Origin of the sequence: Streptomyces lunalinharesii (assembly GCF_039532155.1) — a bacterium.
Lineage (GTDB): Bacteria > Actinomycetota > Actinomycetes > Streptomycetales > Streptomycetaceae > Streptomyces > Streptomyces lunalinharesii.
Window position 1 is genome coordinate 705,963 of sequence record NZ_BAAARK010000001.1, and the last position, 22,716, is coordinate 728,678.

20 protein-coding genes are annotated in these 22,716 nt (G+C 71.6%); 1 reads left to right on the forward strand and 19 read right to left on the reverse strand.

Going from position 1 to position 22,716, the window contains the following annotated elements; genetic code table 11:
- Positions 1-132: 132 nt before the first annotated feature.
- The 15 genes from rfbH to ABD385_RS03285 form a co-directional block, all read right to left on the reverse strand.
- A complete protein-coding gene (gene rfbH / locus ABD385_RS03215; RefSeq protein WP_344573314.1) occupies positions 133-1,443 on the reverse strand; it encodes a lipopolysaccharide biosynthesis protein RfbH in 1,311 nt (436 codons plus the stop codon).
- Between the two features lie 41 nt (positions 1,444-1,484).
- The gene (rfbB, locus tag ABD385_RS03220; protein WP_344573315.1) at positions 1,485-2,462 is read right to left on the reverse strand and encodes a dTDP-glucose 4,6-dehydratase; all 978 of its coding nucleotides are present in this window, start codon (positions 2,460-2,462) and stop codon (positions 1,485-1,487) included.
- Positions 2,463-2,613: 151 nt separating this feature from the next.
- Complete coding sequence (locus tag ABD385_RS03225) at positions 2,614-3,666, reverse strand: aldo/keto reductase (RefSeq protein WP_344573511.1); 1,053 nt, start codon at positions 3,664-3,666, stop codon at positions 2,614-2,616.
- A gap of 11 nt (positions 3,667-3,677) precedes the next feature.
- Positions 3,678-4,268 (reverse strand): NADPH-dependent FMN reductase, encoded by a 591-nt coding sequence (locus ABD385_RS03230; RefSeq protein ID WP_344573316.1) that lies wholly within the window; start codon positions 4,266-4,268, stop codon positions 3,678-3,680.
- A gap of 35 nt (positions 4,269-4,303) precedes the next feature.
- Entirely contained in the window at positions 4,304-5,488 is a 1,185-nt protein-coding gene (locus ABD385_RS03235) for an acyltransferase family protein (protein WP_344573317.1), read from the reverse strand.
- Between the two features lie 140 nt (positions 5,489-5,628).
- Positions 5,629-6,918 (reverse strand): MFS transporter, encoded by a 1,290-nt coding sequence (locus ABD385_RS03240; protein ID WP_344573318.1) that lies wholly within the window; start codon positions 6,916-6,918, stop codon positions 5,629-5,631.
- Positions 6,919-7,002: 84 nt separating this feature from the next.
- Complete coding sequence (locus ABD385_RS03245; RefSeq protein ID WP_344573319.1) at positions 7,003-7,764, reverse strand: SDR family oxidoreductase; 762 nt, start codon at positions 7,762-7,764, stop codon at positions 7,003-7,005.
- A gap of 37 nt (positions 7,765-7,801) precedes the next feature.
- Positions 7,802-9,301, reverse strand: coding sequence for an FAD-dependent monooxygenase (locus ABD385_RS03250; RefSeq protein WP_344573320.1), 1,500 nt, complete (start codon positions 9,299-9,301; stop codon positions 7,802-7,804).
- On the reverse strand, positions 9,298-10,245 hold the full coding sequence (locus tag ABD385_RS03255; protein WP_344573321.1) for an aromatase/cyclase: 948 nt from the start codon (positions 10,243-10,245) through the stop codon (positions 9,298-9,300). The genes ABD385_RS03250 and ABD385_RS03255 overlap by 4 nt, the downstream gene beginning before the upstream one ends.
- Positions 10,246-10,276: 31 nt before the next feature.
- Positions 10,277-11,059, reverse strand: coding sequence for a 3-oxoacyl-ACP reductase FabG (gene fabG, locus ABD385_RS03260; protein WP_344573323.1), 783 nt, complete (start codon positions 11,057-11,059; stop codon positions 10,277-10,279).
- 80 nt (positions 11,060-11,139) lie between these two features.
- Positions 11,140-11,403, reverse strand: coding sequence for an acyl carrier protein (locus ABD385_RS03265; RefSeq protein ID WP_344573324.1), 264 nt, complete (start codon positions 11,401-11,403; stop codon positions 11,140-11,142).
- A gap of 10 nt (positions 11,404-11,413) precedes the next feature.
- On the reverse strand, positions 11,414-12,655 hold the full coding sequence (locus ABD385_RS03270; protein WP_344573325.1) for a ketosynthase chain-length factor: 1,242 nt from the start codon (positions 12,653-12,655) through the stop codon (positions 11,414-11,416).
- The gene (locus tag ABD385_RS03275) at positions 12,652-13,923 is read right to left on the reverse strand and encodes a beta-ketoacyl-[acyl-carrier-protein] synthase family protein (RefSeq protein WP_344573326.1); all 1,272 of its coding nucleotides are present in this window, start codon (positions 13,921-13,923) and stop codon (positions 12,652-12,654) included. Before ABD385_RS03275 ends, ABD385_RS03270 begins: the two co-directional genes overlap by 4 nt.
- Positions 13,920-14,249: a TcmI family type II polyketide cyclase gene (locus ABD385_RS03280; RefSeq protein WP_344573327.1), complete on the reverse strand. Its 330-nt coding sequence runs from the start codon at positions 14,247-14,249 to the stop codon at positions 13,920-13,922. Before ABD385_RS03280 ends, ABD385_RS03275 begins: the two co-directional genes overlap by 4 nt.
- 23 nt (positions 14,250-14,272) lie before the next feature.
- On the reverse strand, positions 14,273-15,751 hold the full coding sequence (locus ABD385_RS03285; RefSeq protein ID WP_344573328.1) for an FAD-dependent monooxygenase: 1,479 nt from the start codon (positions 15,749-15,751) through the stop codon (positions 14,273-14,275).
- 803 nt (positions 15,752-16,554) lie between these two features.
- Between ABD385_RS03285 and ABD385_RS03290 the strand changes: the two genes are divergently transcribed.
- A complete protein-coding gene (locus ABD385_RS03290; RefSeq protein WP_344573329.1) occupies positions 16,555-17,220 on the forward strand; it encodes a hypothetical protein in 666 nt (221 codons plus the stop codon).
- Positions 17,221-17,306: 86 nt separating this feature from the next.
- Here the strand turns inward: ABD385_RS03290 and ABD385_RS03295 are convergent, their stop codons facing one another.
- From ABD385_RS03295 to ABD385_RS03310, 4 genes are all read right to left on the reverse strand, one after another.
- Complete coding sequence (locus ABD385_RS03295) at positions 17,307-17,981, reverse strand: response regulator transcription factor (RefSeq protein ID WP_344573330.1); 675 nt, start codon at positions 17,979-17,981, stop codon at positions 17,307-17,309.
- A 782-nt stretch (positions 17,982-18,763) separates the two neighbouring features.
- Complete coding sequence (locus tag ABD385_RS03300; protein WP_344573331.1) at positions 18,764-19,411, reverse strand: ScbR family autoregulator-binding transcription factor; 648 nt, start codon at positions 19,409-19,411, stop codon at positions 18,764-18,766.
- Between the two features lie 397 nt (positions 19,412-19,808).
- Positions 19,809-21,386, reverse strand: a complete 1,578-nt coding sequence (locus ABD385_RS03305; protein ID WP_344573332.1) for an MDR family MFS transporter — start codon at positions 21,384-21,386, stop codon at positions 19,809-19,811.
- A gap of 225 nt (positions 21,387-21,611) precedes the next feature.
- On the reverse strand, positions 21,612-22,475 hold the full coding sequence (locus ABD385_RS03310) for an NAD(P)H-binding protein (RefSeq protein ID WP_344573333.1): 864 nt from the start codon (positions 22,473-22,475) through the stop codon (positions 21,612-21,614).
- Between the last annotated feature and the right edge of the window lie 241 nt (positions 22,476-22,716).

Genomic DNA, 22,716 nt, shown 5'->3' on the forward strand with positions numbered 1-22,716 from the left:
GGCGCGTCGCGGCGTCACCGCGGGATGCGTGCTGGCCGCGCCGTCACGCGAGGTCCTGACCGACCGGCGGGGCAGTCGGGAGGTGGTGCGGGGTGGCGGCGGGCACGTGCGCCGTCGGCCCGGCGGGGCCCGTCAGCTGTGCGTCTTGACGAATTCCCGGATCGAGGCGATCACGTAGTCGAGCATCTCGTCGGTCAGGGCGGGGTACACGCCGATCCAGAAGGTGTGCTCGGTGATCAGGTCGCTGTTGGTCAACTCCCCCACCACGCGCTGTGGTTGACCGATGTAGGCGGGGTGCCGGGTGAGGTTGCCGGCGAACAGGCGACGGGTGCCGATCTTGCGGCCTTCGAGGAAGTCGACGAGCTCGGCGCGCCGGAAGGGGGCGTCGGGGTCGATGGTGAGCACGAAGCCGAACCAGCTGGGGTCGCTGCGCGGCGTGGCCTCGGGGAGCAGCAGGTGGGGTACGTCGTCCAGGCCGTCGCGCAGGCGCCGCCAGTTGCGGCGGCGGGCGGCGCCGAACTCCTCGAGCTTGGCCAACTGGGTCAGGCCCAGGGCGGCTTGGAGGTCGGTCGCCTTCAGGTTGTAGCCCACGTGGGAGAAGATGTACTTGTGGTCGTAGCCGGCCGGCAGGTCGCCCATCTGGTACGTGAAGCGCTTGAGGCACTTGTCGTTCTCGCCGGGCTCGCACCAGCAGTCCCGGCCCCAGTCGCGCATCGATTCCACGATGCGGGCCAGGGCGAGGTTGGACGTCAGGACGCAACCGCCCTCGCCCATCGTGAGGTGGTGCGCGGGGTAGAAGCTGACGGTGGCCAGGTCGCCGAAGGTGCCGGTGAGTCGGCCGTCGTAGGTGGAGCCGACCGCGTCGCAGTTGTCCTCGATGAGGAACAGGTCGTGCTCCTCAGCGAGTTGGGCCATTTCGGCGACGTCGAAGGGGTTGCCGAGGGCGTGCGCGATGATGATGGCCTTGGTGCGCGGCCCGATGGCCTGGGCGACGCGGTCGGCGGTGGTGTTGTAGGTGCCCAGTTCGACGTCGACGAAGACCGGGACCAGTCCGTTTTGCAGGATGGGGTTGACGGTGGTCGGGAACCCCGCGGCCACGGTGATGACCTCGTCGCCCGGACGCAGTCGCCGGTCCTCCAGGAGGTGCGAGGTCAGGGCGGAGAGGGCCAGGAGGTTGGCCGAGGATCCCGAGTTGGTCAGGTGGGCCTTGCGGCGCTTGAGGGTCCGGGCGAAGGCGGATTCGAACTTGCGGGCGCTGCGTCCCGCGGCGATGCGCAGGTCCAGGGCCGCTTCGACGAGGGCGACGCGGTCGTCTTCGTCGAGGACGGCGCCGGAGGGCCAGATCTCGGTTTCGCCGGGCACGAAGCGCTGGTCGGCCTGGGTCTGGCGGTGGTACGTGCGCACGTCGTCCAGCAGCAGCGCCTTGGCGTCGCGGGTGTCCACTTGGTCTCCTTGATGTCCGGACGCGGCGGTCGCTTCCTCGCTCACCGCGACACCCGGGTGTCGGTGTGCTGCCACCAGTCGGTGTTGTCCCGGTACCAGGCGACCGTGTCGGCCAGTCCCTGGTCGAAGGCGATGCGTGGCGCGTAGCCCAGTTCCTGGCGGATCTTGCTGTCGTCCAGGGCGTAGCGCAGGTCGTGGCCCTTGCGGTCCGGGACCCGCCGTACCTGGGACCAGTCGGCGCCGCACAGGTCGATCAGGGCCTGGGTGATGTCGAGGTTGGTGCGTTCGTTGCCGCCGCCGACGTTGTAGGTCTCCCCCGCCCCGCCCTTGTTGAGGACCAGGCCGATGGCGCGGCAGTGGTCCTCGACGTGCAGCCATTCGCGCACGTTGTGGCCTTTGCCGTACAGGGGCACGGACTGGCCCTGGAGGAGGTGGGTGACGAACAGCGGGATGAGCTTTTCGGGGTGTTGGTAGGGGCCGTAGTTGTTGGAGCAGCGGGTGATCGACACGTCGATGCCGTGGGTGCGCCAGTAGGAGCGGGCCACCAGGTCGGAGCCGGCTTTGGAGGCGGCGTAGGGAGTGTTGGGCAGCAGCGGCCAGTCCTCGGTCCAGGCGCCGTCCTCGATGGAGCCGTAGACCTCGTCGGTGGAGACGTGCACGACGCGTTCGGTGCCGCACCGCAGGGCGGCCTCCATCACGGACTGGGTGCCCAGGACGTTGGTTCGGAAGAAGTCGGCCGGGCCCGAGATCGAGCGGTCCACGTGGGATTCGGCGGCGAAGTGGACCACGGCGTCGTGGCCGGGGAGCAGGTCGCACAGCAGGTCGGTGTCGCAGATGTCGCCGCGGACGAAGTCCAGGCGCGGGTGGGTGGCGGGCAGGTTGGCGCGGTTGCCGGCGTAGGTGAGTTTGTCCAGGACGGTGACGCGGGCGCCTTCCCAGCCGGTGAAGCGGTCGTCGAGGAGCATCCGGACGAAGTGCGAGCCGATGAAGCCGGCACCGCCGGTGACGAGGAGTTTCATCGGGTGGTGCCTCCTGTTGGGGTGCGGGGCGGCTGCCGTCTGCTGGGGCCTTGGGCGCGGGTGGGAGTCATCTGGTGGCGCTCCTTGGGCGGGAGCCCGGGCCGGACGGGGGCGCGGGGCGGGCCCGGTGCCGGCCCGGGGCGGGCGGGGGCTACAGGACGTCGGTCACGGTACGGGCCGGGGGCCGGCGCCGTTCGATGTCCTGCCAGCGGTCTCCGTAGGCGCCGCGGGTGTATTTGGGGTGGCGCATCAGGTCGCGGGGGAAGCCCAGCGTGGGGGCGCTGAGGTCGTCCAGGCGCGTGAGGTGGGCGCGGTCCAGGGTCACGTCCAGGCTGGCGAGGGTGTCGTGGAGCTGTTCGGGGCGGGTGGCGCCGAGGATCGGGAGGACGGGGTGCGGGCGGGTGCGCAGCCAGGCAAGGGCGACCTGGGCGGGCGTCCAGCCGCCCTCGTCGGCGATCCGGACCACCTCGCGGACCAGGGCGGTGTCGTCGTCGCTGTCGCCGGCCCAGTTCTCCACGGACAGCCGACCGCGTTCGCCGCGCAGGTACTTGCCGGTCAGGCGCCCTTCGGCCAGTGCGCCCCAGGCGAAGACGGTGACGTCGCAGGTCGCGGCCATGGGGAGCAGGTCCCGCTCGGGGGTGCGATCCAGCAGGTTGTAGCGGGCTTGGAGGCCGGCGAAGGCGGACCAGCCGCGCAGCTCGGCCAGCATGTTGGCGCGGGAGACCTCCCAGGCGGGCCAGTTGGAGGCGCCGACGTAGAGGACCTTCCCGGCGCGGATCTGGTCGTCGAGGGCGCGCATGACCTCCTCGACGGGGGTGAGGGCGTCCCGGGCGTGCAGCCAGAGCAGGTCGATGCGGTCGGTGCGCAGGCGGCGCAGGCTGGCTTCCAGGGAGGCGACGAGGTTCTTGCGGTGGTTGCCGGCGGAGTTGACGTCGCCGGGCCTGGTCATGGCGTTGTACTTGGTGGCCAGCACGAACTGGTCGCGGCGGCCGCCGGCCAGGACGGTGCCCAGGCACTCCTCGGAGCGTCCGCCGCCGTAGACGTTGCCGGTGTCGAGGAAGTTGCCGCCGGCCTGGGCGTAGGTGTCGAGGAGTTGGGCGGCGACCTCGGTGGAGGCGCCCCAGTCGTCGACCCCGAAGGTGCCGGCGCCCAGGGCGAGTTCGGAGATCCGCAGCCCGGTCCTGCCCAGGACGTCGTACTTCATGGGCATCGCGGTCACGCGCCGTAGGGACGTTCGGCGCGTGCCTGGCGCAGCGCCTGGGCCCACCAGGTGAGTTGGTCCAGCAGGGCCTTGGCGGCCGTCTCGCACCCCTCGGGCTCCTTGGGCCGGCCCTGCTCGTCGAAGGCGGCGACGCCGCCGTGGAAGCTGACGGTGTCGCGGACGGTGACGGCGTGGAGTTCGGCGAAGACCTGGCGGAGCTGTTCGACCGCGCGCAGGCCGCCGGCGATGCCGCCGTAGGAGACGAAGCCGACGGGCTTGGCCTGCCATTCGACCAGGTGCCAGTCGATGGCGTTCTTCAGGGCGGCGGGGAAGCTGTGGTTGTACTCGGGGGTGACGACCACGAAGGCGTCGGCGCGGGCGAGCCGAGGGCGGGTGGTGGCGAGGACCGCGGTCATCTCGGGCGCGGGTTCGCGGGTCGGGCCGGTGGTGCTCAGCGGGACGTCGGCCAGGTCGATGACGTCGACGTCCAGGTCGGGGCGCTGGGCGGCGAGGCGGGTGAACCACTCGGTGACGGTGGGGCCGAACCGGCCGTCGCGGACGCTGCCGATGATGACGGCCAGGCGCAGGGGCTGCTGTGCGGACATGGGGGTCCTCTTTCGAAGGCGGGGTGGTGACGGGTTCAGCGGGCGTCGGCGGGGACGCCGTGGGGTTGCGGTGCGTCCTGCCGCGGGCGGCTGTTCTTGGGCCGGGACCAGCGGCGCATGACCGGGCGTTCGACGGCGGCGTACAGCGCCCAGGCCGCGACGACGGAGACGGCGAAGCAGCCCAGGAGGAAGGCGATGGCGACCGGGGTGCTCCAGGCCGGTCCGGAGGGCTGGCCGAAGATGTTGGGTTGGGAGCCGAAGGCCCGGTGGCCGAACTTCAGCACCAGGTAGTGCACGAGGTAGAAGGCGAAGGAGATCTCCCCCAGCCACACCATGGGCCGGGTGCTGACCCAGGTCCGGCGGCCTTGGACGTCGGCCGCGGCGGCGGCCGGTATCAGCAGGGCGAGCGGGACGATGGTGAAGGCCGCGTAGTTGAACAGCGGGTTGTGGTCGACGTAGATCGGGACCAGGTAGGCGACGACCGTGAGGGCGGCGGCCGGGACGATCGGCAGGTTGATCCACCGGCCGGTGAGCAGGATCCGGGCCATGATCATGCCGAGCAGGAATTCCAGGAGACGGACGACCGGGAAGACGTAGACGAACCAGATCTGGGTCCAGGACACCGGCAGGAACGAGTAGTGCGGGGTGGCCGGGAGCAGGTGCTGGGCGATCACCGGCATCAGGACGACCAGCAGGGCGCCGACCCCGGCGGCGTACCACAGGCGGCTCGGGCGGATCTTGTTGACCGCCTTGATGAGCAGCGGGAAGGACAGGTAGAAGAGCAGCTCCACCGAGAGCGACCAGCTGACGTTGTTGGCGGCCTCGACGTAGGAGCTGTCGGGCATCCAGGCATGCAGCAGGAACAGGGTGACCACGGTCTGCTTGGTGAAGACCGTGGTGCCGATCAGGGCCAGGAGCACCAGCGCGACGACGAACGTCACCAGGTGGTTGGGGAAGATCTTCCACAGGCGTCGGCGCCAGAACCCGGTGGTGGTGTCGGCGGGCCGGGCCGACCAGGTCAGCACGAAGCCGCTGAGGACGAAGAAGAAGGACACCCCGAGGGCGCCCGCGTTGCCGAAGAAGCGGAAGTAGTCGGCGGCCGCGCCGATGTCGCGGAAGGCGCCGGCGGCGGCACCGTGCACCGCGAAGACCAGGGCGGCGGCGAGGAACCGCATGCCGGTGAGCGAGGGCAGTCTGGATTCAGGGGCGGGCGGCGTCATCAACGGGTGCCTTCCTTGGGGGAGTTCGGTGCCTGGGCTGGCGGTGCCGGGGAAACGTGTTCGGCCGGTGCGCCGGCGGCGGGCGGGTGGTGGGCAACAGTCTGGGGCAGCGGTACCCGCCCGGCCATCCGACGCATTCCTCAACGTGCCGTGTTGCGAGGGGAGTTCGAGGCGCGCAACCCCCACAGGGCGAGGGCGAGCCCGATGGCCGCGACGACGGCGATCAGCATCAGGGGCGCCCGGTAGGCGTCCACGGTGCCGGGTGCGCCGGGTGGCCGGCCGGCCAGCCCCGCCGTCAGGAGTGCGGCGCCGGCCGTGGGCACGAGGACCGCGCCCAGTTGCACGGCGGTCTGGTACAGGGCGGTGGCGGCGGGGCGGTCGGTGGCCGGCAACGCGCTGCCGGCGTGCAGGTTCAAGGCGGTGAAGGACAGCACGAACCCCGCGCCGACCAGGACCAACGTGGGCAGCAGGCCAGCGGCGTAAGAGTGCGGCGGGGTGCCGGCGAGGGCCAGCAGGTACCCGGCCAGGGGGGCCGCGGCACCCAGGGCGATCAGCCGCGGGGCGCCGAAGCGGGCCACCATCGGGCCGGCGAAGAGGGCGGCGACGGCCAGCGGGGTGCAGGCGGGCAGGAAGCCCAGTGCGGTCTGCCATGGGGACCAGTGCCAGGCGGTCTGGAGGTAGAAGGCGGCCAGGACCAACAGGGTGAGGTAGCTGCCGTTGAGGGTGGCGGCGCCCAGTGCGCTGCGGATCAGCGGCCCGTTGGTCAGCAGGCGGCGCGGGGGCCGGAGGGGAGTGCGGGGCCGGCCGGTCCCGCGCCGGGGGTCGCGGGGGACGCTGCGGGCGGCCAGGCACAGCAGGAGCAGGGCGGCCGGGGCGGTGCACAGGAACGTCAGCCGCCAGTTGAGGGAGGTCAGGGCGCCGGAGAGGAGCAGTCCGGTGGTGAAGCCGATGGCGCCGAAGAAGGAGTACACCGAGATGGCGCGCCGGCGTTCGGGGCCCTCGCGGTAGGTGGTGGTGATGATGGCCAGGCCGGTGGGTGCGGTCAGGGCCGCGCAGACGCCCTTGAGGACGCGGGTGACGACCAGGAGGGTGGGGTCACTGGTCAGTCCGCCGGCCAGGGAGGCCAGGACGAAGACGGCGAGGGCGCCGAGGTAGAGGGGGCGGCGTCCGAAGCGGGCGACCAGGGCGGTGCCCACGAGGAGGAGCCCGGCGAAGCCGAGTGCGAAGCCGCCCATGACCCACTGGACGGCGACGGGCGTCAGCCCCAGGCCGGCGCTGATCGAGGGCAGCGCGACGATGACGACGGAGACTTCCAGGGCGTCGATCAGCATGTTGCCGGCGAGCACGAGCAGCAGGGCCCAACCACCGCGGACGCGGGACGGGTCGTGGGGTGCGGCGGGGTGTGCGGGTGAGGCGTGCGGGTGCGCCATGGTTTCACCGCCAAGGGGTGGGCTGTGGGCCGGCCGCGACGCCCGGGGAGGGGCCGCGGCCGGTGGGAGCAGGTAGGCGGTGGGTCAGCCCAGGAGGGTTCCGCCGGTGGCGTCGAGGAAGGCGCCGGTGATCCAGCGGGCGTCGTCGGAGGCCAGGAAGGCGACCACGTCGGCCACGTCGCTGGGGTCGCCGACCCGGCCGAAGGCCGACAACTGGGCCATCTGTGCGACGACTTCGGGGATGTCGAAGACCGGGCTGCCGTTGTTGGTGATGCCGGGGGCGACGCTGTTGACGGTGATGCCGCGCGGGCCCAGGTGCTTGGCGAAGTGCAGGGCGAGCTGCTCGATGGCGCCCTTCGTCATCGAGTAGGCGACTTCCTGGGGGTTGGCGGAGCGCGTCAGGCCGGAGGAGATGTTGACGATGCGCCCGCCGTCGGGGATCAGGGTCAGCGCGCGCTGCACGATGAAGAACGGCGCCTTGGCGTTGACGGCGACCAGGCGGTCGAAGAGTTCGGGGGTGACCTCTTCGGGTGCCACGCCGCCCATGATGGCCGCGTTGTTGACCAGGACGTCCAGGGTGGTGGTGCCGGTGCGGTCCTTCAGCCCGGCTTCGAGGGCCTCGAAGAGGGTCTCGACGTCGCCGGGGACACCCAGTTCGGCGCGGACCGCGAAGGCCCGCCCGCCGTCGGCCTCGATGTCGGCGACCGTCTGTGCGGCGGCCCGTTCGTCGGCCGTGTAGTGCACGGCGACGACTGCGCCCTCGCGTGCCAGGCGCTGGGCGGTGGCGCGGCCGATGCCGCGGCTGGAGCCGGTGACCAGTGCGGTCTTTCCCGCGAGCTTGCCCACGGTGTCCTCCTTGGTGTGGTGGGGTGGTGGTGTGCGGTCAGCGCCCGGTGGGCCGGACGCGGCGTTGCGGTGGCCCGAACCACCGCTGTAGGGCGGCCGCCAGGCTGCTGGGCGTGCCGTCGACCCAGGCCAGGTGGCCGTCGGGCCGTACGAGTGCGGCGGCGAAGGCCGGCGGTGCGGTGCCGGGCGGCACGGTGGCGCGCAGGACCCGGACCCGGCCGTCCGCCCAGGGGGCGGCGCTCGCGGCCAGGGCCGGGTCGCCGGTGAGGTCGACGAGCAGGCCGCGGCCCGTCTCAAGGGGCGCGAAGGTGTCGGTGTCCTCGGTGCCGGTGCGCAGGTGGTGGTGGCGTACGGGGGTGCCCACCAGCAGGTGGTGCCCGGACCCGGGTGGGTAGGCGTGGTCCAGGCCGCTGATCATGGCGGCGAGGTGGGTGCGGGCCTCGGGCAGGGCGAGGAGTTCGCCGAAGACGGCGCGCAGCGGCTCCACTTCGGGCCCGCCGAGCAGCAGCAGTGCCTGGGCGGTGATGTTGCCGAGGATGCGGGCGCCGACCGGGTGGCGTTCGTCGTGGTAGCTGTCGAGCAGGTGGGCGCCGGCGGTGCCGCCGAGGTGCGCGGCGAGTTTCCAGCCGAGGTTGACCGCGTCGTGCAGGCCCAGGTTCAACGCCTGCCCGCCGACCGGCATTTGGTGGTGCGCGGCGTCACCGGCGAGCAGGATCCGGCCGTTGCGGTAACGGTCGGCCTGGCGGCAGGCGTTGCCGAAGGCGTTGAGCCAGAGCGGGCGACCGTGCGTGAGGTCCTCGCCGGTGACGTGCTGCCAGGCTGCGGTGACCTCCTCGAAGGTGGGGTCGGTGGTCCGGGGCGTGGCCGGGGTGCCGTAGCGGTGGACCATGACGCGGGTGACGCCGCCGGGTCCGCGGGAGGCGATGGCCAGTCCGCCCGGGTGCCGTTCGAACCGCCGGTCGGGCACGGTGACGTCGGCGACGTCGGCGCGCAGCAGTTCCTTGCTGGCGTCGTGGCCGGGGAAGGCGAATCCGCCCAGCTCCCGCACGGTGCTCCGCTCGCCGTCGCAGCCGATGAGGTAGCGGGCGCGCACGGTGCGGTGGACGCCGTCCGCCACGACGTCGGCCCGGACCTGGTCTTCCGTCTGGGTCAGGCCGACCAGGCGGTGGCCGCGCAGGATCCGGGCGCCCAGGCCGGTGGCCCACCGCGCGAGGAGGGCTTCGGTGCGGGCCTGGGGGACCTTCCACTGGCCGCTGTGCGGGCTGGGGCCGGTCAGGTCCAGGCGCATGCCGCCGAAGTGGCCGGGGCCGCCGCGCGGCGGATCGCCCAACTCCACGAGCAGACCGCGTTGGTGGAGGATGTCCATGGTGCGGGCGTGCAGGGTGGAGGCGCGGGATTCGGTGGTGGGGGCGTGCCGTTGTTCCAGCACGGTCACCGCCGCGCCGCCCAGCCGCAGTTCGCCGGCGAGCATCAGTCCGACCGGTCCGGCGCCGACCACGACGACGTGGGTGTCGGGGGCGGGTGCCGTCCCGGTCACGGCCGCCGGGCTTCGGCGTAGTCCTTGGCGTGGCCGAGGGTGGCGCGGCTGTTGGTGCTCAGGGCGCCGCGCACGTACGCGGTGGCTTCGGGGATGCCGGCCTGCGGCCCGAGGACGGCGGTGATGTTGGCGGGGTTGAGGACGACGGTGTGCTGGGAGGTGGCCCGCACGCCGCCGCCGTCCTCCTGGAAGGTCCACCGGCCGGTGTGGAGGGTCATCAGTGCCGGCAGGGTGGTCTGCTTGTAGGCGATCTGCCGGTGCGGGAAGCAGACGCGGTAGGACTGGGTGGTGTGGGTGGAGCCGTCCTTGGCCCGGGTCTGCATCGTCAGGTGCTGGAGGCCGGGGGTGGCTTCGGTGAGGTCGACCTCGGCGACGTGCGGGAGCCGCTGCGGCCACCGGTCCGCCTCGTTGATGAAGTCGTAGACGTCGTGCGGGGCGCCGTCGATGTGCACGGTGTCCTCGAAGGAGAAGGTCCACTCCCCCGCGGCCACGTCGGCTTCGACGTTGCTCTTGAGCGCGGCCAGTTCCTGGCGGGAGTTGCCGTCGACGGCCTCGTCGATCCACCGGAGCTTGTCGGGATCGTCGTCGACGGCGCGGTAGTCGTGCAGGAGGCGGACCCGACAGCGGTCCGCGGCGAGCGGTTCGACGACCCAGGCGCCGCCCATGGACGCCACCGGCGGGGCGGAGACCTCCTGGCGGAAGTCGATGCGGAGCCCTTCGGGGTCCAGGGTGCGGCGGGACGTCCAGTTCTTCGGTTCGCCGTTGGCGGTGGCCCAGATCTGGATCCGTTCGCTGCGCCCGTCCTGTTCGAGCTGCTCGACGTGGAGGGTCGGCGGGAAGATCCTGGGCCAGTTCGCCACCTGGGCGAGCAGCTGGTACACGGCGCGGGCCGGGGCCGAGATCGTGATCTCGTGCTCGACGGTGCGCGGGCCCGGTTGCGTCATGGTGGGTCTCCTTAGCTGGTGCGCCGGTCGGTCAGAAGTTGCCCAGGCCGCCGCAGACGTTGAGGGCCTGGGCGGTGATGGCGGCGGCGGTGTCGGACGCCAAGTAGCCGACCAGGCCGGCCACTTCCTCGGGGGTGGTGTAGCGGCCGAGGGGGATCTTGGCGGTGAACTTCTTCATGACCGCGTCCTCGGTGGTGTCGTAGGCGGCGGCGTAGCCCGCACGGACGCGCTGGGCCATGGGGGTTTCGACGTAACCGGGGCAGACGGCGTTGACGGTGATGCCGGTGGGGGCCAGTTCGTTGCCCAGGGCCTTGGTGAAGCCGACGACGCCGTGCTTGGAGGCCGAGTAGGGCGCGCCGAGGACGACGCCCTGCTTGCCCGCGGTGGAGGCGATGTTGATGATGCGGCCGCGGCTCTTGCCGCGCATGCCACCGGCGTTGAGGACCTCGCGGGTCACGGTGAAGACGCTGGTGAGGTTGGTGGCCAGGACGTCGGCCCACAGGTCGTCGGGGACGTCGGCGGTCACGCCGCCGCCGCTGCGCCCCGCGTTGTTGACCAGGACGTCGATGGGGCCGAAGCGGTCGACGGCGGCCTGGACGAAGGCGGTGACCTGAGCGCCGTCCCGCACGTCGCAGCTGCTGCCGTCGACGGTGAGGCCCTCGGCGCGCAGTTCCGCGACGGTGCGGGTGACGTCCTCGGGGGTGCGGGCGCCGAGGTGGACGGCGTGGCCCTGGGCGGCCAGGAGGCGGGCGGTGGCCAGTCCGATTCCACTGGTGCCGCCGGTGATGAGGGCGACTCGCTGCTGGTCGGGCACGGTTCTCCTTCACGAAGGGGGTGGGCGGGGGGTGTCGGCGCCGTGCCGGGCATCGACGGGCGGGCACGGCGCCGACGGCTTCAGGCGACGGCGCTGTTGAGCTGCTCGTTGACCAGGGCGATCAGGGCCCTGGGCGTGCTGGCTCCGGTGAACGCCGCGTCGTCCAGGACGATGTCGTACTGCCGCTCGATGCGGCCGAGGGTCTCCAGCAGGGCCAGCGATTCGAAGCCGAGGTCGCCGAAGGTGGCGTCGAGGGGCGTCTCGGCCAGCGTCTCCGGGTCGGCTCCGGCGCCCTCGCGCAGGATCTCCTTGAGGTCGTCGAAGGTGAAGGTGGGTCGGGTCATGTGCGTCCTCTCAACGTTCGGCTGGTGCGTCGTGCCGGCCGGGGTCGGCGGCGCGGACGACCAGTGCGGAGTTGAAGCCGCCGTGGCCGCGGGCCAGGATCAGCGCGGTGCGCAGAGGGGCCGGGCGGGCCTCGGTGACCAGGTCGATGGGGTGGCTGGGGTCGGGCGTGACGTTGATCGTGGGGGGAATGAGGCCGTCGCCGAGGGCGAGCAGGGCGGCGGCCACGTCCAGCGGCGCGGCGCCGGAGTTGAGGCGGCCGGTCATCGTCTTGGGGGCGGTGACGGGCACCGCGTGGGCGCCGAAGACGTCGGTGAGGGCCCGGGTCTCGATGCGGTCCAGTTCGGGCAGGGCCGCGGCGTCGGCGAAGACGACGTCGATGTCGGCCGGCGCCAACTTGGCGTCTTCCAGGGCGAGTTCGATGGCCCGGCGCAGGGTCGGGGGACGGCCGCTGGTCGGTGCCGGGTCGAACGTCGCGCCGTAGCCGGCGATCTCGCCGTAGACGCGCGCGCCGCGCTCGCGGGCGGCGTCGGCGTCCTCCAGGAGGAGCAGTGCACCGCCCTCGCCCGGTACGTGGCCGTGTGCGGCGGCGTCGAAGGGCAGGTAGGCGCGGTGCGGGTCCCGGGAGGTGCTCAGGCGCTCGCTGGCGAGCTGGGCGACCCAACCCCACGGGCACAGGGCGGCGTCCAGGCCGCCGGAGAGGACGAGCGGAGTGCCCTTGCGGATGTGGCGCCGTGCCTGGGCGAGTGCGTCCAGGCCGCCGGCCTGGTCGCTGACGACGACGCCGCTGGGCCCCTTCATGCCGTGCCGGATGGAGATCTGGCCGGTGTTGACGGCGTAGAACCACGCGAATGCCTGGTAGGCGCTGACGTGCCGGCTGCCCTTGCTCCACAGGGCCCGGAGTTCGTTCTGCCCGAACTCGAAGCCGCCGGAGGAGCTGGCCGTGACGACGCCCATGGTGTACGCGTCGAGGGTGCTGGGGGTGATGCCGGCGTCGGCCAGGGCCCAGTCGGCGGCGAGGAGGGCCAGCCGGGTGACCCGGTCGGTCTGTGCGAGCAGCGGCCCCGGAAGGTGGTCCTCGGCACTGAAGTCGGTTATCTCGCCGGCGAGTTGGGCGGGGTAGCCGGTGGGGTCGAAGCGGGTGGCCGGGGCGATGGCGCTGCGGCCGGTGCGGGTGGCGTCCCAGTAGTGCCTGGTGCCCAGGCCGTTGGGGGCGGTGATGCCGATTCCGGTGACCACCGTGGCGGGGCTCACGCGGCGGTCCTTCCGGGCCGGGTCAGCACCATGGCGCTCTGGAAGCCGCCGAAGCCGCTGCCCACGGTCAACACGGTGTCGGTGCGCCAGTCGCGGGCGGTCAGCGGGACGTAGTCCAGGTCGCACTCGGGGTCGGGGGTGTGGAGGTTGGCGGTGGGGGGCACGACGTGGTTCTCCATGGCCAGGGCGCAGGCGGCGATCTCGATGGAGCCGATGGCGCCCAGCGAGTGGCCGACCATCGACTTGATGGAGCTGACGGGGACGCGGTAGGCGTGGTCGCCGAGGCTCTTCTTCAGGGCGGCGGTCTCGTGGCGGTCGTTCTGCTTGGTGCCGGAGCCGTGGGCGCTGACGTAGTCGATGTCGGTGGGGTTGGTGCGGGCCTCGGCGAGGGCGGCGTCGATGGCGGTGGCCATTTCGGCGCCGTCCGGGCGCAGGCCCGTCATGTGGAACGCGTTGCAGCGTTGGGCGTAGCCGGCGATCTCGGCGTAGATGTGGGCGCCGCGCCGGCGGGCCGCCTGGAGTTCTTCGAGCACGAAGAGGGCGGCGCCCTCGCCCAGGACGAAGCCGTTGCGGGTTCCGTCGAAGGGCCGGGAGGCGTGGGCGGGATCGTCGTTGCGGGGCGTGGTGGCCTTGATGGCGTCGAAGCAGGCCAGCGTGATGGGCGAGATGGGGGCGTCGGTGGCGCCGGCGATCATGACGTCGGCCGAGCCGTCCCGGATGAGTTCGACGGCGTGCCCGACGGCGTCGATGCCGGAGGTGCAACCGGTGGAGACGACGGTGGTGGGGCCCTCGGCGGCCACCGCCCAGGCGGTCTCGGCGGCGAACGAGCTGGGCACGAAGGCGTTGTAGAGGTGGCGGGGCGCGTACTCGTGACTGACGTGTTCGAGGCGCCCGCCGTCGCTGACGACGCGGTACTCCTGATCCAGCGTCATGGACGCGCCGACCGCACTGCCGAGGGTGACGCCGATGCGGTGCGGGGGGTGCGCGCCGCGGTCCAGGCCGCTGTCGGCGAGGGCCCCTCGGGCGGTGACGACGGCGAACTGGGCGGCGCGGTCCATCCGCCGGACCTCTTGCGGGCCGAGGCCGTGTTCTTCGGGGTCGAAGGCGGCTTGGGCGGCGACCCGCGAGCGGAAGGGGGCGGGGTCGAAGAGGGTGATGGCCTGGGTGGCGGTGCGGCCCTCGCTGAGCAGGCTCCAGAAGTCCTTGGTGCCGATGCCGCCCGGGGCGAGCACGCCGATGCCGGTGATGACGACGCGGCGGGCGGTCATGAACGGGCCTGCCAGTGGTAGAAGCGCTGGGCCATGGCGTCGGCCGGCGAGCGCCAGGTGGCCGGGTCGTACGCCTGGATGAAGGGCTTGAGGTCGTCGCTGATGGCGACGAACCGCGGGTCGGCCTTGGCCTCCTCGATGCGTTGGCCGCCGTCGGCGTCGTCGAAGTCCTGGAGGTGGAAGTACAGGCCGCGGTAGGAGAAGAGCTGGCGGCGGCGGGTGCCCATGAGGTGCGGCAGATCGGTGGTGTCGAAGTCGGTGAAGAGCCGGGAGACGTCGGCGGCGGAGGCGGGGTCCATCCGGGCGACGATCAAGGTGGTGTGCATGTGTGCCTGCTTTCGTGCTCGGGCTAGCGGGCGGGGCCGAACCAGCGGGTGAGGGCGTCGGTGGGCGCGGCGGGGCCGGCGGGGTGGATCCAGGCGAGGTGGCCGTCGGGGCGCAGCAGGACGGCGGTGGTGCCGGCCAGCGGGCTGGTGGGCGCGAGCGCGTGGGGGGTGGCCGTGACGACGTCGACGGCGTGCGCCCACGGCGCGGCGGCGCGGCGCAGGTCCGCGTCGTCCGCCAGGTCGAGGAGGACGCCGCGGGCGGGGTGCAGCAGGCGGGTGGTGCTGGTCTTCTGGCCGTCGGCGGTGATCAGCTCCAGGTGGGGCATGCGCAGGCCGAGCAGGGGGTGGTCGCCGGGGCCGACGTCGTAGCGGATCTCCAGGCCCGAGACCATGCCTGCCAGGTGCCGGCTGACGACGTCGTAGCGGATGAGTTCGGCCAGCACGTCGCGCACGGGCTGCATCTCGTCGCCGCTGAGGAAGAGCATGCCTTGGGCCTGGGTGTTCATCAGCAGGCGCCGGCCCACGGGGTGACGTTCGGTGTGGTAGGTGTCCAACAGGCTGGTGGGGGCGGTGCCGCGGAGGACGGCGGCGAGCTTCCAGCCGAGGTTGACGGCGTCCTGGATGCTGGTGTTCATGCCTTGGCCGCCGGCCGGCAGGTGGACGTGGGCGGAGTCGCCGGCCAGCAGGACGCGGCCGCGCCGGTAGCTGGTCACCTGGCGGGCGGGGTCGCCGAAGGCGCTGACCCAGACCGGAGTGCCGTGCGAGATGTCCTGGCCGGTCAGGCGCTGCCAGCCGGCCGCCACCTCCGCGAAGGCGGGGGGCTCGGTGCGGCGGCGGGGCGGGGCGCCGCGTTCACAGACGATGATGCGGTCCACGCCGTCGCCGAGCGGGGCGGACATCACCATGCCGCCGGCGACGGTCTCGCCGATGGGCCGGGGGGTGATGTCGCAGCCGCGGACGTCGGCCAGGAACATCTCGCGGGTCGGTGCGGTGCCGGGGAAGTCGAAGCCGGCGGCCTTGCGTACGGTGCTGCGGCCGCCGTCACAGCCCACCAGGTAGCCGGCGCGCAGGTGGTGGGTGCCCTCGGGGCCGGCGACGGTCACCGTCACGGTGTCGCCGTCGGCGTCGTCGGCGAGGGCGAGGACTTCGTGGCCGCGGCGGATGTCGGCGCCCAACGTGGTGGCCCACTGCTCCAGGACGGTCTCCGTCATGGACTGGGGGACGCCCTTGACTCCGTAGTGGGCGCCGTCCAGCACGGCGAAGTCGACGGGCTGGCCGCCGAAGTGGCCCAGGGTGCTGGTCTCGATCTGGCCGAAGCCCGGGAGCAGGCCGCGCTGGTCGAAGACCTCCATGGTGCGGGCGGTGAATCCGAGGCCGCGGGATTCGCCGGTGCGCTGCGGAAGGCGTTCGAGAACGATGACGTCGACGCCGGCCAGGCGCAGTTCGCCGGCCAGCATGAGTCCGGCCGGGCCGGCGCCCACGACGATGACGGAAGCATCCATGTGTGTCTCTCCCTTGGGCTGGTGGAGCCCCTGTGTGAAAGGAAGGCGGAATAGGCGGTCCGGCCGCTGAAGGGGCGTCTCGGGCGGCACCTGCACGGTGCCGCGGTAGGTGCTGCACACCCTTCTTCGCGGCACGTGGCGAAGGTTCGGGAAAACGCTCCGGACAGGGCCGCGTCGGCAGGTGGCTCCTGGTGTGGAGCGGGCTTCGCGACGGCCGGGCACAGCCTTTGCAAAAAGGGGCCCTGAGGCGCTTGGGCGGCCCCGGAAAAGACGCGCTCGGCGGTTCCGGAACACAGTGCAGCGGAAGCTAGTAATGAGCTTCTTCGGTGCGGCTTCAGAGATCAACCCTATTTTTCCAGGAAGCTCGCAAGATTGCTCAGAAGAGGCTCAGCATTCATAGCGCAACCCAAGGGGAACGTCAGAGGAGTGTCAGATCGTGGCGTCGGCCACACTCCGCGATCGGCGGGAGTTGCCACCTGACGTGGTCCGCACGGTTATTTGTGATTCCCCTGTATTAAGCGTGCTGCGTGCTGACTCTTCTCCAGGAATACGAAGATCACTTGCCGACCGGCGGCCACTTCGGTTTTGCTGAACGCCCACTTCGGAAAAGGAGTTGACCTTCGGTGGCGGAGTCGATGCGTGCGGTGCCCGTGGCGGAACCGTGTCAGGGAGCGGCGTGCCGGGCGATGGGGAACACGCGCGTACGGGGCGGGGGCGACGGCTTTTCGCTGTGCGGTGCGTGTCGGGAGTCGACCGGGGAATTGCTGCGGGCCCTGCCGCACCTGCACGAGGAATGCGGCCGGATGTTGAGCAGTTCGGGCGGGCCGCGGGAGCGGACCAGCGGCGGCCCGCTGCCGGGGATGCCGTTCAACACCGCGGCCACGGAGGTCCGTTCCGGCATCGTGACCACCTTGGCGTCGTGGAGCGGACTGGTGGCGCAGGAGCGCGGGGTGGCGGCGCCGGCGCGGACGGTGCCGTCGTTGGCCCGGTGGCTGGTCGAGCACCTGGAGTGGTTGGCGGCGCATCCGGCGGCCGGTGAGTTCTCGGCGGAGCTGGAGCGGTGCGTGCGGGCCGCCCGTCGGGTGACGTCGTCGGGCGCCGTGCGCCGGGTGCCGCTCGGGGCGTGCGTGGAGACGGGGTGCGGCGGGACGCTGGTGGCGCGGACGGGGAGCCCGTCGGCGACGGCGGAGATCCGGTGCGACGCCGACGCCGGACACCGGTGGGCGGAGTACGAATGGGCCCAGTTGCGGGGCCGGATGACGCCGCCGGGAGCGGGCGGCGGCCGGCGCACGCAGTGGGTTTCGCCGCAGGACGTCGCGCGGATCTGGCGGGTGTCGCTGGGCAGCGTGTACCGGCTGGCCAGCGAGAACGCGTGGGGGCGGCGGCGGGTGGGCGGGCGTTCGCACTACGACGAGGCGGACGTGCGACGGACCCTCAGTCCGCGGCTGGCGGGTCAGTCGGCGCGCTGACGGCGGTGGCGGCCGGGGCGCGGGGGAAGGGGGCGGAGCCGGAAGGACCGTGGGGCGGCGGAGAGCCGTCGCCCCACGGTGCGGCGTCATCCGCCGAAGCGGAACCCGACCCCTCGGACGGTGATGATCCATTCACTGGATCCGAGCTTGCCCCGTAACGAGCTGACGTGCGTGTCGATGGTGCGGGTCAGCTTGGCGCCGAGGGTGCCGCGGGCGCCTTGGGCGCCCCACACCTTGTCCATGAGTTGCTCGCGGGAAAAGACCCGGGCGGGTTGTGAAGCGAGCAGTTGGAGCAGGTCGAACTCCTTGCGGGTCAGCTTGACGGGCTCCTCGTTGAGGAAGACCTCGCGGCCGTCCCGGTCGATCTGCAGGGGGCCGTAGGCGATGCTGCGGCCTTCCACCGGACGTGGTCGCACCCGACGCATGACGGCTTCGATGCGGGCCAGGAGTTCACGCAGTCCATAGGGCTTGACCATGCAGTCGTCGCAACCGGCCTGGAGGCAGAGCACCCGGTCGAGTTCGGTCCCGTGTCCGGTGAACGCGATGATGGGTACGTCACTGGATTCCCGAATGCTGCGACAGACCTCCAGACCATCGATGTCGGGAAGTTCGAGGTCGAGGAGAATGAGGTCGAATCCCTCATAGGATTTTAGGGCGTTGGCGCCACTGTCGGTGAGTTCGACCGCATAGCCGTGTCTCCTCATGGCCTGTCGCAGAATATCTCCGGATTGCCTGTCAGATTCCGCCAGCAAGACATGCATCGATCCCCCGGTTCATGGGCGCCTGAACGTCAATGATAAGGCGAGCGCGAATTCCGCTATGGGCCAGGGATTTCGAAACAATGGTCATTACCTGAGGGGCGGCGGAAGAATCATCACACAGCACTGTATGATCCCCGTCCACAAGTCCCCCATCCCTGCTGACGTAAGGGACGCCTCTACCCTTGTCCCCGGCGACATAAACAACCGCATAACCCGAACCGTCACCCTCGGCGCGGTTCCCGCCTGCCCTGCAAGCAAAATAGCAAGCAGACTTGTCGGTTTGTCAAGGAAACGATCACCCAAGGATGGCATGTACACACATAAACCCGTCGCAGAGTGCGACAAAGGGCGCTCTACACCCGAGGAATAGCGCGACTTTCCCGGGCGACACCCCACAGGAAACACACGAAACCGACAGGAGCCACTCTTACGTCGCGTGGCGCGTGAACCGTAAGGAATCGTGGGTTACGTGCCGCACCAACCAACCGGAAGTGCTGATTCCAGGGCGGGACGACCGTCCGCGCGAAGTTGGCGGGACAAATAGGGATGACCGCTCCCCGCTCGGGGACCTATCCTTTCGAACGGTGCGATCTGCCAAGGGCGGCCGTCGCGCAGTTGTGCAGATGTCCACGAGCGGCAGGGGGGGGCGAAGGGTGTGCGTGCACCGCGGCGCAGCGCGGGTGGCCGGGGGCAGTTGGCCCCGGCCCGACCCTTCCGCGACCGGACCCGCCGCTCCCCCACCGGGCCACTGCGGCGCCGGCGGGGGCGGGCGACCGCGCCGGTCAGCTCACCGAACCACTCATCGCCGGCACCGTCTCCTCGCCGTAGCCGGCACCGGCCGGTTGTGGCGCACGGCCGGGGCGGAGCCGCAGGCGCGGCAGCAGTTCGGCCGTCGCGATGGACGGCAACAGGTAGCGCCACAAGGTGGCCAGGCGGTGGGCGAGACCGGCGGTGGTCTTGGCCCAGTAGGGCTGGACGTTGGTGAAGAACCCCATCAACACGTCCGTGACCTCCGCCGGATCGGCCCCCGGCACCAACTCCCCGGCCCGGTCGGCCTGTTGCAGCAACCGCAACAGCACGGCGCGTAACTCCGCCTCGTGCGGGGCGGCGCCCGGGGCGCACCCGGTGCCGTGCTCGGCGCTCAGGCGCATCGAGGCCCGCAGCACCACGTCGGTGGCGAGCCGCTCGGCGTGCCGCAGGCTGAAGTCGACCAGGCACTGCAGCGCCACCGGCCCGTCCGGGGGAACGAACAACTCCCCCGGGACGCTCGCCACCGCCTCGGCGAGCTGCTGCTTGGAATCGAAGTGGAAGTACAACGCACCCCGCGTCAGCTGGGAACGGGTGAGGATTTCGGTGGTGCTCGTCCCGTCGTAGCCCCGCTCGCAGAAGACCTCGGCCGCCGTCCGGACGATCAGGCGCCGCGTCTTCATCCCCCGATGTTGCTGAGCCATGTCCCCCCTTGAGTTCGTGCACCGGTACCCGAAATCCCCAGGACCGACCTCGAACCGTCAGGTTGCGCGCCGGCCGGGGCCATCGGGGCAGGGATACCCACTGCCCCGCCAAGTACCGTGTGACACCCCTTCGTTGCGCGGGCCCACCGCGCACGCGGCGCCCGCCTGGCCGTCACCGTAGAACTCTCCCCGGCTCCAGGTCACGACGCCGCGCCAGTATGGCGCGGCGTCTTGTGGCAAGGGAAGTCCTTTACTCCTCAATGACCAGGTCACGACGTTCCAGGCACGGCGCGCACTGCATCCGGTCCGCCCGTGGGGGGGGTGGGGGCGGAGTGGTCCGGTTCGCCGTTGCGGTGTCGGCGGGTCGTGGCGAGCCTCAGGGGTTCGCCGGCGAGCCGGGCTGTGCGGGGTCGGGCGCGCGGACGTCGGCCTCGTCGCCGTCGCCGTCAGGCACGTTGGCGGTGCGCAGCGGCACTTCCTTGACGAAGCATCCGGCCACCAGCGCGATGCCGGCCAGCACCGTGCAGAACAGGAAGATCCGACTGGTGCCGTCGGCGACGGCGTTCTCGTAGGCCAGGCGCAGGGCGTGGGGCAGACGGGCCAGGACCGCGGGGTCGGGTTGTGCACCGCCGGTGCCGCTCACCGGCGTGCCGTCGGCCGTGCGGGCACCGGTCACGGCACCGGCGAACAGGGCGCCGCTGATCGCGACGCCGACGGAACCGCCCAGGGAACGGGCGAGGGTGGCGGTGGAGGAGGCCACGCCGAGCTGGTCGAGTTCGGCGCTCTGCAGGGAGATCAGCAAGGTGGTCTGGGTCAACAGGCCCATGCCCAGGCCCAGTGCGGCCATGAACACGCCCAGCACCACCGGACTGGTGTCGCGGTCGGTCCAGCTCAGCAGGAAGGAACCGGCGGTCAGCGCCGCACCGCCGAGGATCACGAACGCCTTGTACTTGCCGCTCTTGGTGATGAACTGGCCGCCGAACGCGCTGACCGCGACCATGGCGGCGAACATCGGGAGCAGCAGCAGTCCCGCGTTGGTCGCCGAGGCGTGCTGGACGACCTGTTGGAAGATCGGCAGGAAGGTCACCGCGCTGGTCATCACGCAGCCCAGGAACAGCCCGGCCACCGTGATCAGGGAGAAGTTGGCCTTCTTGAACAGGGCCAGCGGCAGCAGGGGTTCGGCGACCCGCCGTTCGACGTAGCAGAGCGCCAGGACGGCCGCCACGGCCAGCACGAACAGTCCCAAGAGCGGCGGTGAGGTCCAGGCGTAGTCCTTGCCGCCCCAGGTGGTGATCAGCACCACGGCGCTGATGGCGAGGGTGAGCAGGATCACGCCGGCGATGTCGATGCGAGCCTTGGTGCGCCGGCGGGGGAGTTGAAGCCAGCCCACCATGATCAGGGCGGCCGCGCCGACGGGGACGTTGACGTAGAAGCACCAGCGCCAGCCGAGTTGGTCGGCGATCACGCCGCCGATCAGGGGCCCGCCGACCATGGCCAGTCCCATGACCGCGGAGATGACGCCTTGGTACTTGCCTTGTTGGCGGGGTGGGACCAACGTGCCGATGATGGCCAGTGCGCCGACCATCAGCCCTCCCCCGCCCAGTCCCTGTAGGGCCCGGAAGGCGATGAGTTGGCTCATCGACTGGGCGACGCCGGAGAGCACCGAGCCGGCCAGGAACAGCACGATCGCCCCGATGAAGGCGCCCTTGTGGCCGTACATGTCGCCGAGCTTGCCCCACACCGGAGTGGAGACGGCGATGGTCAGCATGTAGGCGGTGACCAGCCAGGACAGTCGGTCCAGGCCGCCGAGTTCGCCGACGATCCGGGGCATCGCGGCGCCGAGGATCATGCTGTCCAGGGAGCCCAGCAACATGGCGAGCACCGCGGCGGCCATCACCATGTACAGCCGGGGGCCCCGCAGTAACGCTCCGCTCGCGGGCTGGCCTTGTGACACGGTCGTCCTCTCCTCGGCAGGGTGGTGCGCCGGTGGCGAGGGATCTCACCCACCAACTTACTTTCCGACAGGTCAGTTACTGGCCGACCTTAGGGCGGTGCGCGAAGCACCGTCAAGGAACGAACGCGTCAACCGGCCGAGAACGCCCTGCGGTTGGCTCCGCGGCAACCACGCGAGGGCGGGCCCGACGCACGGATCGGGCCCGCCCTCGTCACCACCTCGCGGTCAGCGGAAGTCGGCGACGTGGTCGCGGGCCCACTGGCCGAAGGTGCGCGGCGCGACGCCGGTGACGTCGCGCACGGTGGGTTGCGGGCCGAAGGCGGTGAGGTCGAAGTCGGCCCGCGCGCCGGGGTCGGTGGGGTTGCCGGCGTGATCGACGAAGCCGAGCAGGAAGTCCGCGGCGAGCGCGGCGAACCCGCCCTGCGCGCGGTAGCGCCGGCGGGCGTCCTCGGGGGTGACCTGCTCGAAGCGGACCTCTTGCCCCAGCGCCTCGGCGAGGGCGCGGGCCTGGTCACGCAGGCTGATCGGCGGCCCGTTCACGGTGTGGGCCGCGCCGTGGTGGCCGTCTTCGAGCAGGGCCGTCACCGCCACGTCGGCGATGTCCCGCTCGTGCACGGGGCACCAGACGGCCTCGGGACTGGGATCGCGCACCACGCGTTCGGCGCGGACGCCGGGCCCCCACAGGGCGACCTTGTTCATGGCGAACTCCCCCGGGCGCACATGGGTCCATTCCACCCCGGCGGCCTCGACGGCCCGCTCCACCGGCAGGTGGTGGACGGTGTCGTAGCCGGCGGTCACGGCGCCCGAGGACAACGTGACGATGCGCCGCACCCCGGCACGTTCGGCGGCCGCGACCACCTCGCGCACGGCGGTGGGAACGGGGAACAGGTACATCCGGTCCACGCCCGCCAACGCGGCGTTCAGGCCGCCCGGTTGCGTCAGATCACCGGCGACGACCTGCGCGCCGGCCGGCAGGTCCGCGCGGTCCGGATCCCGCGTCAGGGCCCGCACCTGAACGCCTGCCGCGAGGAGCCCCTCGACGACCACCCGGCCGACGCTACCGGACGCACCGGTCACCAGAATCTTCATGTCCATCCCCCTGCATGCCGAGGTGCCCGTCCGCCAGGCACCGCTCGTTTCCCGTCTCGGGTAAGGATTCCGGCCACCGTACGCCCATGACAGCGCAGGATGCACCGCTCACCTTGCGCCATCACCACCGCCCCACAAACCGCCGCATTTCCCGCAAACCGGCCGGCATGCACGTGCCCGCTGGTCAGCGGCCCGACGCGGGGCGGCGACCACCGGCGGGGACCCGACACCGTTGCCGCAC

Bases quoted from the DNA above. Each gene is read 5' to 3' on its own strand.
- rfbB (WP_344573315.1), bottom strand. From the start codon at position 2,462: ATGAAACTCCTCGTCACCGGCGGTGCCGGCTTCATCGGCTCGCACTTC.
- ABD385_RS03225 (WP_344573511.1), bottom strand. From the start codon at position 3,666: ATGAAGTACGACGTCCTGGGCAGGACCGGGCTGCGGATCTCCGAACTC.
- ABD385_RS03230 (WP_344573316.1), bottom strand. From the start codon at position 4,268: ATGTCCGCACAGCAGCCCCTGCGCCTGGCCGTCATCATCGGCAGCGTC.
- ABD385_RS03235 (WP_344573317.1), bottom strand. From the start codon at position 5,488: ATGACGCCGCCCGCCCCTGAATCCAGACTGCCCTCGCTCACCGGCATG.
- ABD385_RS03240 (WP_344573318.1), bottom strand. From the start codon at position 6,918: ATGGCGCACCCGCACGCCTCACCCGCACACCCCGCCGCACCCCACGAC.
- ABD385_RS03255 (WP_344573321.1), bottom strand. From the start codon at position 10,245: ATGACGCAACCGGGCCCGCGCACCGTCGAGCACGAGATCACGATCTCG.
- ABD385_RS03265 (WP_344573324.1), bottom strand. From the start codon at position 11,403: ATGACCCGACCCACCTTCACCTTCGACGACCTCAAGGAGATCCTGCGC.
- ABD385_RS03275 (WP_344573326.1), bottom strand. From the start codon at position 13,923: ATGACCGCCCGCCGCGTCGTCATCACCGGCATCGGCGTGCTCGCCCCG.
- ABD385_RS03280 (WP_344573327.1), bottom strand. From the start codon at position 14,249: ATGCACACCACCTTGATCGTCGCCCGGATGGACCCCGCCTCCGCCGCC.
- ABD385_RS03285 (WP_344573328.1), bottom strand. From the start codon at position 15,751: ATGGATGCTTCCGTCATCGTCGTGGGCGCCGGCCCGGCCGGACTCATG.
- ABD385_RS03290 (WP_344573329.1), top strand. From the start codon at position 16,555: ATGTTGAGCAGTTCGGGCGGGCCGCGGGAGCGGACCAGCGGCGGCCCG.
- ABD385_RS03295 (WP_344573330.1), bottom strand. From the start codon at position 17,981: ATGCATGTCTTGCTGGCGGAATCTGACAGGCAATCCGGAGATATTCTG.
- ABD385_RS03300 (WP_344573331.1), bottom strand. From the start codon at position 19,411: ATGAAGACGCGGCGCCTGATCGTCCGGACGGCGGCCGAGGTCTTCTGC.
- ABD385_RS03310 (WP_344573333.1), bottom strand. From the start codon at position 22,475: ATGAAGATTCTGGTGACCGGTGCGTCCGGTAGCGTCGGCCGGGTGGTC.